10 protein-coding genes are annotated in these 13,716 nt (G+C 46.2%); 5 read left to right on the top strand and 5 right to left on the bottom strand.

Annotated features, from left to right (window positions below; all coding sequences use genetic code 11):
• Positions 1–12 precede the first annotated feature (12 nt).
• The 3 genes from fusA to AC1RJL_RS08000 all read right to left on the bottom strand — a co-directional run bounded on the left by fusA (position 13) and on the right by AC1RJL_RS08000 (position 4,925).
• Complete coding sequence (fusA, locus tag AC1RJL_RS08010) at positions 13–2,103, bottom strand: elongation factor G (protein WP_492912697.1); 2,091 nt, start codon at positions 2,101–2,103, stop codon at positions 13–15.
• A 245-nt stretch (positions 2,104–2,348) separates the two neighbouring features.
• A complete protein-coding gene (locus AC1RJL_RS08005) occupies positions 2,349–3,113 on the bottom strand; it encodes a TerB family tellurite resistance protein (protein WP_492912695.1) in 765 nt (254 codons plus the stop codon).
• Between the two features lie 315 nt (positions 3,114–3,428).
• On the bottom strand, positions 3,429–4,925 hold the full coding sequence (locus tag AC1RJL_RS08000; RefSeq protein WP_492912693.1) for a tryptophan halogenase family protein: 1,497 nt from the start codon (positions 4,923–4,925) through the stop codon (positions 3,429–3,431).
• 456 nt (positions 4,926–5,381) lie between these two features.
• On the opposite strand from AC1RJL_RS08000, the gene AC1RJL_RS07995 reads away from it, so the two are divergent.
• From AC1RJL_RS07995 to AC1RJL_RS07985, 3 genes are all read left to right on the top strand, one after another.
• Entirely contained in the window at positions 5,382–6,095 is a 714-nt protein-coding gene (locus AC1RJL_RS07995) for a DUF899 domain-containing protein (RefSeq protein WP_492912691.1), read from the top strand.
• A gap of 314 nt (positions 6,096–6,409) precedes the next feature.
• Positions 6,410–6,553 (top strand): con-10 family general stress protein, encoded by a 144-nt coding sequence (locus tag AC1RJL_RS07990; protein WP_492912689.1) that lies wholly within the window; start codon positions 6,410–6,412, stop codon positions 6,551–6,553.
• 263 nt (positions 6,554–6,816) lie between these two features.
• Positions 6,817–7,422: an acyl carrier protein phosphodiesterase gene (locus AC1RJL_RS07985; RefSeq protein WP_492912687.1), complete on the top strand. Its 606-nt coding sequence runs from the start codon at positions 6,817–6,819 to the stop codon at positions 7,420–7,422.
• A gap of 191 nt (positions 7,423–7,613) precedes the next feature.
• On the opposite strand, the gene gcvP is transcribed toward AC1RJL_RS07985, so the two are convergent.
• Positions 7,614–10,547 carry an aminomethyl-transferring glycine dehydrogenase gene (gene gcvP / locus AC1RJL_RS07980; protein WP_492912685.1) on the bottom strand — a complete coding sequence of 978 codons (2,934 nt, stop codon included), beginning with the start codon at positions 10,545–10,547 and terminating at the stop codon, positions 7,614–7,616.
• 322 nt (positions 10,548–10,869) lie between these two features.
• Between gcvP and AC1RJL_RS07975 the strand changes: the two genes are divergently transcribed.
• Together AC1RJL_RS07975 and AC1RJL_RS07970 are read left to right on the top strand one after the other, a co-directional pair.
• Positions 10,870–12,585 (top strand): ExeA family protein, encoded by a 1,716-nt coding sequence (locus AC1RJL_RS07975; protein WP_492912683.1) that lies wholly within the window; start codon positions 10,870–10,872, stop codon positions 12,583–12,585.
• A 4-nt stretch (positions 12,586–12,589) separates the two neighbouring features.
• On the top strand, positions 12,590–13,453 hold the full coding sequence (locus AC1RJL_RS07970; RefSeq protein WP_492912681.1) for a hypothetical protein: 864 nt from the start codon (positions 12,590–12,592) through the stop codon (positions 13,451–13,453).
• A gap of 29 nt (positions 13,454–13,482) precedes the next feature.
• Here the strand turns inward: AC1RJL_RS07970 and AC1RJL_RS07965 are convergent, their stop codons facing one another.
• Complete coding sequence (locus AC1RJL_RS07965; RefSeq protein WP_492912679.1) at positions 13,483–13,713, bottom strand: hypothetical protein; 231 nt, start codon at positions 13,711–13,713, stop codon at positions 13,483–13,485.
• Between the last annotated feature and the right edge of the window lie 3 nt (positions 13,714–13,716).

Here is a 13,716-nt window from a genome sequence, read left to right as displayed (position 1 = left end):
CACTAAACAATATTACTTGTTAGCAGCTGCTTTCTTTTCTTTCTCTTTCGCGATTACAGCTTCAGCTACGTTAGATGGGCATGCAGAGTAGTGCGAGAACTCCATGGAGAACTGACCGCGACCTGAAGTCATGGTACGCAGGGTGCTGATGTAACCAAACATTTCTGACAGCGGAACGTCTGCCTTGATGCGTACGCCAGTCACGCCAGCTTCCTGACCAGAGATCATGCCGCGACGACGGTTCAAGTCGCCGATAACATCACCTACGTGATCTTCCGGAGTGAACACATCAACTTTCATGATTGGCTCAAGCAGTTGTGGACCTGCTTTCGGCATAGATTGACGGAAAGCGCCTTTTGCAGCGATTTCAAACGCAATTGCCGAGGAGTCAACGGCGTGGAATGCACCGTCGAACAGGTCAACTTCAACGTCCAATACCGGGAAGCCAGCCAATGGGCCGGTAGCCATCATTGACTTAAAGCCTTTTTCAATCGCCGGGTAGAATTCTTTAGGAACGCTACCGCCAACGACGGAGGTCTTGAATACGAAGCCAGTGTTCGCTTCACCTGGTTTGATGCGGTAATCGATCTTACCGTACTGACCGGAACCACCCGATTGCTTCTTATGGGTGTAACTGTCTTCGATTTCACGGGTAATCGTTTCACGGTAAGCAACCTGTGGTTGGCCTACAATCAACTCAACACCGTAAGTACGCTTCAGAACGTCGACTTTAATATCCAGGTGCAATTCTCCCATACCTTTCAGGATGGTTTCACCTGAGTCGACATCGGTTTCAACGCGGAAGGTTGGATCTTCAGCAACCATTTTACCGATTGCGATACCCATTTTTTCCACACCGGTTTTGTCTTTCGGCGTTACAGAGATCGAGATTACTGGCTCAGGGAAGATCATCGGCTCAAGCGTACATGGGTGCTTTGGATCACATAGGGTGTGACCGGTTTGCACGTTCTTCAAACCTACCAGGGCAATAATGTCGCCTGCTTGCGCGGTGGTTAAATCAGTACGCTCGTTCGCTTGCATCTCAACCATACGGCCAACACGTTCACTTTTACCGGTGAATGAGTTGAGGATAGTGTCGCCTTTGTTCAATACGCCTGAGTAGATGCGTACGAAAGTCAGGGCACCGAAACGGTCGTCCATGATTTTGAACGCCAGTGCGCGGAATGGCTCATTAGCATCAACAAGGGCAAATTGACCGTTTGGATTACCTTCTTCATCCGTCAAAGGCTGTGGGTTAACTTCTTGTGGAGCTGGCAAGTAATCAACAACAGCGTCCAGTACCAGTTGCATACCTTTGTTTTTAAAGGCTGAGCCACAGAAGGTCGGGAAGAAGACAAGGTCGCGGGTACCTTTACGTATGCAGCGCTTGATGTCTTCGATAGAAGGTTGTTCGCCTTCCATGTACGCCATCAGCAAGTCATCATCTACTTCAACCGCGTTTTCAACCAATTGGTCGCGGTACATTTCAACGTCGTCAACCATATCGGCTGGAACATCGGTAATACTGTAGTTTTCCGGAATGCCAGAGTCATCCCACACGTAGGCTTTGCGGGTCAGCAAATCAACCACACCAACAAAGGTGTCTTCGCGGCCGATTGGCAGGGTCATGATCAATGGCTTGGCGCCCAATACTTTCTTAACTTGATCAGTTACGCGCAAGAAGTCTGCACCGATACGGTCAAGTTTGTTTACGAAAATCAGACGCGATACTTTTGCGTCGTTCGCATAACGCCAGTTGGTTTCAGACTGAGGTTCTACGCCGCCTGAACCGCAGAATACGCCGATACCGCCATCGAGTACTTTCAATGAACGATAAACTTCAACGGTGAAGTCAACGTGTCCGGGGGTATCGATTACGTTGAAGCGGTGGCCCTTCCAGAAACAGCTTACCGCTGCGGATTGGATGGTAATACCGCGTTCAGCTTCCTGTTCCATAAAGTCGGTAGTAGATTCACCTTCGTGAACTTCACCAATTTTGTGGATACGGCCAGTAAGCTTGAGGATACGCTCAGTGGTAGTGGTTTTGCCGGCGTCCACGTGGGCGAAGATACCGATGTTTCTGTAAAGGGATAAGTCAGCCATAGGACTCTCGTTATGTTGAACAGGGTTAGAAAAAAGCCGGGTTGGAAAATAGCGGCGTAATATACAGGAAGTTCTTCCAATTTCCCAAAGAAAAAGAAGCCTATACCTGCTGTTTTACATTTTTCGGTCAGATTTTGGGCCTTTGTTAATCCTACCTTCTACAAAGAAGGTGAGAAGCCTGCGATTTAAGCGCCTCAGCCCAAAAATGAGAATTATTGTTATTCAATTTGGGTTCGCCGATATGTTTATAAGCTTGCAGAGTACATCGAGCGATAGTGCTTAAGAAATTCGTAGGCGGCCAGTATGTGTTTAAAACGCTCGGTTGCCACGTGTAATTGATCGGAAGGCAAGCCCAGGCTCACTAATTTGTCGGGATGGGAGTGGCTGACAAGTTTTTGAAAGTTCCTCCTGATTTCATCTTCAGTCATTTCGGCCGTAATCCCCAGCACTTCATAGGCCTTTTGCAAATCCATATTTTGATAGCGGGGCTGGCTGTGCGAATGATTGCCATTGGTAGGGTTTTTCGCCTGCGTCTTTTTGGGGTCTGAGTAAGTGTTTTGCGTGTATTCCTTTACCGGTTGTGGTGGATGGCTGCGCAGGGCAAGTTGGTCTTGCGTGTAGATGATGCGCAATAAATGATTAAATACGACGCTCTTATAACCCAGTTCCCGCGCAATCCACTGGATTGCGTGCAGTTCCTTTTTCACCAGGTAACCATCGGCCTTTGCCATGGTGATCAGGTGTACCAACAGAATCTGGATCAGCTTGGGTGTCGTTGCTACCCGGAATGTTTGTAACACTTGACTGGCGTTGAACTCCGGCCGTGTGGCCGCCTTGATTAAATACAATGCCTTGCGTTGTTCTTCATCCGATAAATGCATTTTATTGATATAAAACTTAATGCGTTTGCCTTCACTGCGATTGATTGGGCCATCGCAATTGGCCACATACCCTAACAAGCTAAACACTGCAGTTAAAAACGACTCGCGAATGCTCTGGCGCTCAGACATAGGGTTGTTGTTCCATTAATACTGGTTGAGGTAAGTTAGAAGAGGATGTAGCAAACTGTTAGAGCCCAGGATTACGCAAGGGTTCTATCAAGAGTATAGAGCCAAAAAAAGCAGGACATGTGTCCTGCTTTTTTAGATGGTGGATTATTCAGCCTTGCTGTTTATTGATCGTATAGGTTATATATGGATTACCTTGCTTTAATTCTATTTATAATTGCCGTCTCAATCACGCCGGGGCCAAAACTTGTCGGCCTCAATTGACTGGTGTTCCGGTAAATTTACTTTTGATTTACCACTAAAGCACTATTCAGTGCTTTAGTAAAACCAGGCATCATCCTCTGAACAATATTGCCGTACAAAATCTTCATGGCTTGGTAACTGCATAGCAAGCTTTTTAATTTCAGCCGAATAATCTTGCATGTATTTGCACAGATCCTGGTGATTCATTGCATCAACATATTGATGGTAGTCCTCCGGCATTATTCGCTGCCCAATCATAACCTGTGACCATGAATCCAAAGAAAAAATTTCGCCTTCAGTTTTATAGGCTATTGCCGTTTCCTTGAATAGCTTAATACGGTGTGCCAGCGTATCCGGAACGGTCATATCCCTACAGTAACGCCAGTATGGTGTATCGTCCCGTATAGTTGCTTTGTAATGCAGTATCACAAAGTCGCGGATACGTTCAATTTCAGTTTTTGTCTGCTCGTTGTATTCAGCTACATTGGATTCTTTAATTCCAGTGCTTGGAAAAAATCTCACCAATCGCAGCGCACTGTTCATAATCAAATGGATACTGGTAGATTCCAAAGGTTCAATAAATCCACTCGACAAACCCAGTGCAACACAATTTTTATTCCAGCTTTTTAGTCTGCGACCGGTTTTAAATTTCAGTATATGAGGTTCGTTAATCAATTCACCCGGTAAATCGTCAATGAATGTTTTTTTGGCATCTTCATCAGAAATATATTTGCTGCAGTATACGAAGCCGGTACCAATACGACTTTGCAATGGAATATGCCATTGCCAACCTGCTTGGTGTGCAACAGCGCGTGTGTAAGGTAATGCTGGCAGAGGATTCCTGGTTTGTGCGGCTATAGCGCTATCATTAAGCAACCACTGCGACCAATCCTCGTAACCGGTATGGAGGGTTTGTTCAATCAACACACCACGAAAGCCGGTACAGTCAATAAATAAATCACCTTCAACAACTTCGCCTGATGCCAACGTCACGCTTTTAATAAATCCATTATCATTGTGAGTTGCAACCTCAACAATCTTTCCTTCGGTACGTTTTACTCCACGGGCTTCACTGTATTTTCGCAAAAATTTTGCATAGAGGGATGCATTGAAATGATAGGCATAATTAGTGCGCGGATTTTCGGTAATCGCAAATTTCCCCAATTTTGCTGCTTGCAGTTCATAGCAGAAATCGCCGTAGTCATTGGGCAGCCCCATTCCCTTTGCTTTTAACCAAAAGTGAATAAAATCAGCCATCCATAACTCTTTGCCAGTACGTCCGAAGGAATGGATATATTGATCGCCTTTTTGTCCCCAGTTCTCAAAATTTATTCCCAGCTTGAATGTACCTTGGGTAGCGCGCAAAAATTCCTGCTCATCAATATTCAATAACTTATGGAAAGTTATCATTGGGGGAACAGTTGCCTCACCAACACCTACCGTTCCAATTTCTTCAGATTCAATGAGTCGAATATCCAATACCGGGCCAAGGTGATGTGAAATGGTTGCTGCTGCCATCCAGCCCGCTGTGCCACCACCGGCGATTACGATTTTTTTTATGGGGGTAGTCATGGTCGTTCCAATCCAGAGTCTGTTTTTACTAACGTTTTTTATTTGCACAGCTATAAATGCCGGGAATGGTTTGTTATCCATCTGTTTAAGTAATTAAATCCCGGGTAAAAACTCTTCCAGTATTCATCGCATAGCCAATAATCCTGTCGACTAGTGTTAACAGGCGGAAGGCTGATGTACAGTTGGATGTCATAAATATTAACTATTGTGAACTTCCCGGCCTTACCAGACCCTTCAAAGGTATATGGCAGCCCTCATCCGACCTGCAATCCAAAAACATGGCAATGTCACGTAGGTGACAGTTATATTTTTTTATCCGCTTTTTATCTGATGGGTGTCGATAAATGGATTTTTCATTCGACTAGCTTTGTAAGCAGTCAATTAACTTTGCAATATTGCAGATCTGATTGTCCAAGATTTCAACCAGTCTTATCCACATCGATGAAGGAGAATGTCATGTCAAATTTGAATAATCCTGTCCCTTTAAAAGCGCTGCCGCCTATTGTCAGTCAGGCTGAGTGGCAGAAAAAACATGAAGAATTAATGGCAAAAGAGAAAGCTCATACGCAGGCAAGTGATGCGTTAGCCGCTGAGCGTAGGCGCCAGCCGATGGTTGTGGTAACAAAAAAATATCTATTCACGGGAGAGGGCGGTGAAGTAGGTTTACTTGAGTTATTTGAAGGGCGTCGCCAGTTGATTGTGTATCACCACATGCTCAAGCCCGCAGACGACTCACCCTGCTCAGGTTGCTGTATGTTTACAGATATGGTCGGCCACCTTGCGCATTTGAATGCTCGCGATACAACTTTTGTATTGGTTTCGCACGCACCTATTGATGAGATAGTCCCATTCAAAAAACGTATGGGTTGGGATATTCCGTGGTATTCCACCAGTGATAGTTTCAATCCTGACTTTATGGTGGACGACGGTCACGGTCTAAATATCTTTTTGCAAGACTCTGGCAACCTCTATCACACCTATTTTACCACGGGTCGTGGCGTTGAACATTTAGGTAGCGTGTGGACTTTCCTTGACCTCACACCGCTTGGCCGCCAGGAAAATTGGGAGGATTCACCCGTAGGATGGCCACAAACCGAGCCATATAAATGGTGGAAACTGCATGATGAGTATGAGAAAAAAGAAGCTCGAACTGCAGCAACTAATTTGTGAACGATGCGTAACAAGACAATTGCTTCCGATGAATTTATGGACACAATCGGGTAAATTTTTTTTTGGCAGTAACTATGATAATACTCCTAAAACTGTTGGGTTCAGCGTCAAAGTAGTATTGCCTTAGTATATTAATTCGGTGCGCAATATCACTTAGTCACTAAATTCAACAGGCTTTTAATAGATGCCATTAAAAATACAAAGATTTTTGATCTAAAAATAAAAATATTTTGAACTTAAAAATAGTTAAAGCACACTAACTAAGTGTGTAGCTTAATGCACAATTTTGATGATCAACTTATGAGGAACTGTATATGAAAAATTCAAACCGAAAAGATGACACTCAATTGAGCCAGAAGAAATCAACAGGAAAGTCTGGAAGCTTTAAAGATAATCCTGAGCGTGCTTCAGAGGCTGGGCGTAAAGGCGGCCAAAACAGCCATGGCAGCAAACAGTAAAAACGTTGTTACCCATAATCAGGTAGGCAATAAAGGCGGCATAAGCCGCCTTTATTTTATTCTTTCAAGTCAAGATTGTTGTTTTCCCTTCTGGAAAAATTTCTGTTTATTTCAGAATAAAGTGTCTATGCCGTAGAAACGTCGGGAATAACTGGTTCACAGCGTGGCAAAAATCTGCAACGATACAGACTGGTTCTGGTCTCCTACTAATCCTAAACTTAATGGCAATACTTTTGATAGTGATACTTTGAGAGTGTTTTTGAATGAATTGGCTTGCACATGCATATTTATCCAAACGGAATATAGAGTTCCGTGTTGGTAATATATTGCCTGATTTAGTCTCAATTACAGAACTGAAGAAGTTCTCCCCCTCTTTTCAGGAAGGGATAACCTGCCATAAAGTGATTGATATATTTACCGACTCGCATTCAATTGTGAAAAACGGGATCGGCCGCATGCCGGCTAACTACAAGCGTTATGGTGGCATTATAACCGATGTCTTTTATGATCATTTCCTGGCGAAGAATTGGAGTCTATATTCTTCAGTCAGCTTGGGTGATTTTTCCAAAAATTTATACCGCGAGTTGAATGAGATAGAAGATGATGTTCCTGATGAAATCCTTTATAAATTTAGAAGGATATTCGAACACAATATTTTTGAGACCTACAAAGATATTTCCGGAATTAGGATTGCGTTGCAACGGATCGATTTAAGATTGCGAAGACCTGCTGAGCTGGCTTATGCAATTGCCATACTGGAGCAGCATTACGATCTTTATGAATCGGAATTCACTGTGTTTTTTACTGAACTGCAAAAGCACGTAAGGCCCTATATTATCGAATCTCCTAATACCAATAAAATAGCTTGAAGCCAAAGCTCCTCGATTAACATCTAACTAAAAGCTTGCCGACTGCTGCTAAATTAATCATTACAATACATAAAGTTTTTATAAAAACATAAGTGCAGCAATGCACGCAGCAAGCTAAAAATAAAAAAGGCGCTATCGATAGATAGCGCCCATTTATGAACCTTATTAAATCCTGCTACAAAAACTGACTTTTACTCAATATAGTTTTCTATGCTCGGGCACGAACAAACAAGATTGCGATCCCCGTACACATTATCGATACGATTTACACTTGGCCATACCTTGTGGTTTTTCAACCAGCTAGTCGGACGACCAGCGGTTTCGCGTGAGTAGGCGCGGGTCCAGTTTTCTTCCAGTACGTCATCTTGTGTATGCGGGGCATTATGCAATGCACTTGCTTCTGCACTGATTTCACCATTGATGACTTGATCGATTTCCTTGCGGATAATCAGCATTGCCTCAATGAATTTATCCAACTCAATTTTTGATTCGGATTCGGTTGGTTCAATCATCAAAGTGCCGGCAACCGGGAACGACATCGTGGGTGCGTGGAAACCGAAATCCATCAAGCGTTTAGCGATATCTTCTTCGCTGATACCGCTGGCTTCTTTTAACGGACGCAAATCCAACAAACATTCATGCGCAACAAAACCGTTGGTGCCTTTGTACAAAATCGGATAAGCCGCTTCCAATTTTTTTGCAACGTAGTTTGCGTTGAGCATCGCAAATTCAGTGGCTTGACGCATACCGGCCGCGCCCATCATTTTGATATACATCCAACTGATGGGCAGAATACTTGCTGAACCCCAGGGTGCAGCAGAGATGGTGCCGTTGTTCACTTCGGTACCGGGAACTGCTTGTACCGGATGCGCAGCAAGGAAGGGCTCCAAATGTTTACCTACACCGATCGGCCCCATGCCCGGGCCGCCGCCGCCGTGTGGGATGCAGAAGGTTTTGTGCAAATTCAAATGCGATACATCGCCGCCGAATTTACCCGGTGCTGCCACGCCGACGAGTGCATTCATGTTGGCGCCGTCGATATACACCTGGGCGCCGACTGCATGGACCATATCGCACAATTGGGTGATGCCTTCTTCAAACACGCCGTGCGTAGACGGATAGGTACACATGATGCACGCGATTTGGTTGCCGTAGGTGGCAATTTTTTCAGCGAGATCAGTGAGATCGACGTTGCCTTTCACATCGCAAGCAACAACGACTACTTTGTAACTCACCATTTGCGCCGAGGCGGGGTTAGTGCCGTGGGCTGATGCAGGAATCAAACAAATATCGCGCTGGGTTTCGCCTTTACTTTCAAAATATTTTTTGATCGCAACAAGGCCTGCATATTCACCTTGTGAACCGGCGTTAGGTTGCAAGCTGATGGCATCGTAGCCGGTGCAGGCTTTAAGCATTTCTTGCAGTTCTTCAAATAATTCTTTGTAACCTTCGGCTTGGTCAATCGGGGCGAACGGATGCAGCTTGCCAAACTCCGGCCAGGTGACAGGAATCATTTCGGCGGTTGCATTCAATTTCATGGTGCAGGAGCCGAGCGGAATCATCGCATTGTTTAATGCAATATCTTTTGATTCCAAGCGCTTCAGGTAACGCAACATTTCGGTTTCGCTGTGATAAGTGTTAAATACCGGATGCGTTAATACAGCGTCTTCGCGGAGCAATTCAGCCGGGATTGCGTTGTTGGCGGTGATATTTTTTCCGGCAAGTACTTGCTCATCGAACGAGCGCAACTCAACACCGGTCACGCCAAATACGGCAAGCAATGCTTCGACATCGGCGGCGGAAGTGGTTTCGTTCAGACTGATACCGAGTGAGTCGCTACCAACCGAACGCAAATTGATTTCTGCAGCTAAAGCCGCTTGATAAATGGCTTTCTGGTTATCGCCAACGTTGACGGTCACTGTGTCGAAAAATTGGTTGTTGGTGATATTAAAACCTTTGGCTTTCAATGCAGCAGCGGTGATTGCAGTCAAACGGTGAATGCGATTGGCGATACGTTTCAAACCATCCGGGCCGTGGTAAATCGCGTAGAACACACTCATCACCGCGAGCAATACTTGCGAGGTACAGATGTTGGAGTTGGCTTTTTCGCGGCGGATATGTTGCTCGCGGGTTTGCATCGCCATACGCAGTGCTTGTTTGCCGCGGGTATCGATTGATACACCAATAATGCGGCCGGGCGCGGAGCGTTTGTAGGCATCGCGAAAAGCGAAGAAACCGGCGTGTGGTCCGCCGAAGCCCATGGGGACACCAAAGCGTTGGCTGGTGCCGACCACAACATCGGCACCCATAGCACCGGGCGATTTCAGCAGCAGCAATGCCATCAAATCTGAAGCAACCGTAACCAAGGCATTATTGCTGTGGGCAGTTTCAATCAGCGTGGTTAAATCGCGCACCTGACCGCTGGAGCCAGGGTAAGAGAGCAGTGCACCGAAGTAATCACCATTGGCCAGTTCATCGGCCCTGGCAACCACCACCCCAAAGCCGAAATGCTCGGCGCGGGTTTTTACTACGGCGACAGTTTGCGGATGGGTATCGGCATCCACAAAGAACATATCGGATTTACTTTTCTTGTTCTGGCGTTTGCACATCGCCATGGCTTCGGCGGCGGCGGTGCCTTCGTCCAACACCGAGGCATTGGCCATTTCCATGCCGGTCAGGTCGATGATCATTTGTTGGTAGTTCAGCAGTGCTTCAAGGCGACCTTGGGCAATTTCCGGTTGGTACGGCGTGTAAGCGGTATACCAGCCCGGGTTTTCCAATACGTTGCGCAGCACTACGAGGGGCACGTGAGTATCGTGATAGCCCATACCGATGTAGTTTTTGAAGATACGGTTTTTGCTAGCGATGGCTTTGAGTTGGGCCAATGCATCCGCCTCAGTCACGGCTTTACCCAGCGCCAGTTCGCCTTTCAGGCGGATATTGTCCGGTACAGTTTTGTCGATCAGCTCCTTGACTGAGCTAACCCCCAGGGTTGCCAGCATAGCGGCAGTTTGTTGGGCATCCGGGCCAATGTGACGCTGTACAAATTCGTCGTGATTGGCCAAGGCCACCAGCGAAGCGGAACGAAAATCAACAGACGAAGCTGAACGAAAATCAACTGACATAGAAACTCTCTGTGTAAGGAATCAATAATAAAAGGCGGGAGAGGGTTGCGGCCGTAGCTTTATTGAAAAGCTGCCTGCTACTACAAAGTCACCTGTAAGGGTGCCTGCTTAAAAAGGCGGCAATGGTACCAATTTGGTGCTTTTCGGGCAATCGAGCCGAGGTCCAATCGGAGGTTTAGCGGCGCTTTTTGCTGTCATTGTTTATTTATTCGCCGTTTTCGCTAAGCGACAATGGAACAAGAAGGTAACAGCCGAATCTTAGGCCTGCTATGATTCAGCTCCGCTTCGGGCGGTATCCATAATAACTTTGCACGATAGGCCTATGTACCACGATTTTTTCGGGCTCAAAGAACCCGCTTTTTCCATCGCCGTGAACCCGCGCTACCTCTTTATGAGCGACCAGCATCGGGAGGCGTTGGCGCACCTGTTATACGGCATCCAGAACGGTGGATTTGTGATGCTCACTGGCGAAGTGGGCACCGGTAAGACGACGATCATCCGCTGTTTACTGGAGCAATTGCCACCCAATACGGATATGGCAATCATCCTCAATCCAATGGGCAGTGCGCCCGAGTTGCTCTCGACTATTTGCGATGAGCTGGGAGTCAGTTACATCGTCGATGAATTAACGGTTAAAGGGTTAACCGATTCACTCAACCAATTCCTGCTCGATAACCATCGTAAAGGACGCAAAACCGTTTTGTTGATTGACGAAGCGCAATTATTAAAAGTGCCGGTGTTGGAGCAGATTCGTTTACTGACCAATCTTGAAACGACCACCGAAAAATTATTGCAGATCATGTTGGTCGGTCAGCCGGAGTTGAAAAAGTTATTGGCGCGTCCGGCGTTGCGGCAATTATCCCAACGGATTACTGCGCGCTTTCATCTTGAGGCCTTGAGTCTTGCGGAAACCAAAGCTTATATCGCTCATCGTTTGAAAATTGCCGGATTGCCCGATCACCAGCGACCGTTTAACGATTCAATGATTAAAAAGATCCATGCCTTTAGTGGTGGTATTCCGCGCTTGATTAATGTCATCAGCGAGCGTTTATTGCTGGGCGCTTATTCGCAAAATCATCACTATATTGATAAGCAAATCTTTGCGGCCGCTGTAAAAGAAGTTGCCGGTACAACAACCCAGGAGGAAGAAAAATTAGCAACCGCGCGCACCTCATGGCATGTGGTATTTGTGGTAGCACTGGTGGGGATTATGCTGGGTGTTTGGTTTCTGGTACCTGATGACACTACCTCGCCTGTAGTAGTGGCACAAGCAGCGAGCAGTATATCGGCAGGTCAGGTTTCATCCGCACAATCATCAGCTACTGATGTTAAACAACAGCTCGCATCCGGCTCGCTCAGTGAATTACGCAATCAACCCAAACCAATACCCGCTGTAGTAGCTATGGCAACCCGTGATCTTACCGCAGCACAATTGGCCATGTTTACTTACGTAGGAATTGCGGTGGGGGATAAAAAGAATCCCTGCCTGGTAGTGAAAGATGCCGATTATGTGTGTGAAAAAGCACGCATTAATTCCTGGGACGAACTAAAAGATATTAATCGCCCTGGATTGTTGACACTGGCAACCCCCGATAAAAAATGGGTGTACGCATTACTGATCGGATTGAGCGAAAACCACGCATTGGTATTGGAAAACGGCGTGGAAAAAATTGTGTCCTGGAGCGAAATCGCGAATGTATGGAATGGCGATTTGTTGTATGTGTGGTCGCGCCCGAAATCATTTGAGGGTGATTTGCAGTTGGGTGATAGAGGTGATTTGGTGACCTGGATTGCTGAACAATTTGCGACGCTCGACCAGCAGCCGGCGCCTTTGACCCGACAATTTTTTACCGAGCGGTTGCAAAAGCGTGTAGAGCTGTTCCAGTCGACGCAAAATATTCTTCCCAACGGTGCAATCAATGCGCAGACCTTGCGCCGATTAAATGAAGTGATGGGAGTTGATAAACTCCTGGTGGAATTGGATGAGCAAAAATTACTTGCTCCTATATTCTCTCCTACAGAAAAACAAGGGCTTTAGTTGTATGTCATTAATTTTGGATGCCCTGAATCGCGCTGAAAATGAGCGTAAAAACCAGAATGCGGTACCGGATCTTAATACCTTGCACAGTGCGCGGGAATTTCATGCCGAGCCTAATGGCCGCCGCAATCTTTGGTGGATATTGGGTGGTGTGCTGACTATTTCGGTAATTGTTACGGTGCTGATTCTATTGTTCCGTCCCGCCGTCTTAACGCAATCGGCACAAGAAAAAAATACTGTCGCCGTCCGGCAGGCTGTCGTTGCTCCAACATCACAAGTTGAACAAAAGGCTTCTGCTGCCGAAGCAAGTGCGGCCACCACAAAAACAGTCGTATCAAATCCAGCGGTCGATTCAACACCCGCTGCCGTACCGGTGGTGGAAGCGGCGCCCAAGGTTGCTGCTCCCAGCGCAGCGGTGGAAAGCCTTTATGCCAGTGAAGATGCTGCCCCGGTAGCGGCCATCGACACCGGGGTCAGTGAACTCTATGCGGCAGAGGCAGCGACTACTGCAGCTGCATCCGAAACCATAGTTGATCCATTTAATCGGATAGGTGATCCCGCTGCATTGCCGACCGTACCGGTAGAGCAAGCACCGCCGCGGACTTATGACAGTATCACCAACATTCCCGATTTTAATTCGCTGCCATGGAATATGCGCCAGCGAGTACCGACCATCAGTTATGCGCGGCACAATTTTCTCGCAGGTGGCGTCAGCAGCGTGGTTATCAATAACCAAACTACCGGGGTGGGAAATATTGTTGGGGCAGGACAATTTATTGTTCAGGAAATTTATGTTGATGGGGTGGTATTAAAGCATGGCGATATCGTGTTTAAGCTGCGCGCATTAACCGGTTGGATAAATATGTAGTCAAAAATTTAAGTTTCATCGAAGAATTTTTAAAGAACGATATTGGCTTGTTTGATACCGATAGAGCGTAATAACAGCAGCGCTTGATTGGCATCGGTAGTGGTAATCACTACATCAAATTCATTCATTAACAGAAAGCTTTTTCCATCGCTTTCACGAATCCAGATAACCCATTCCGATAACTCGGCGGGGTTGCGCATCATTTCAATCGCAATAGTTTCATTGGCGAGAACTTTTTCTTTTACTTTAGATATTTTCATGGG

This window comes from Cellvibrio sp. GW822-FHT04B05, assembly GCF_058800985.1.
The sequence above is the reverse complement of the archived record's forward strand: the minus strand, read 5'-3'. Positions and strand labels throughout refer to the sequence as shown.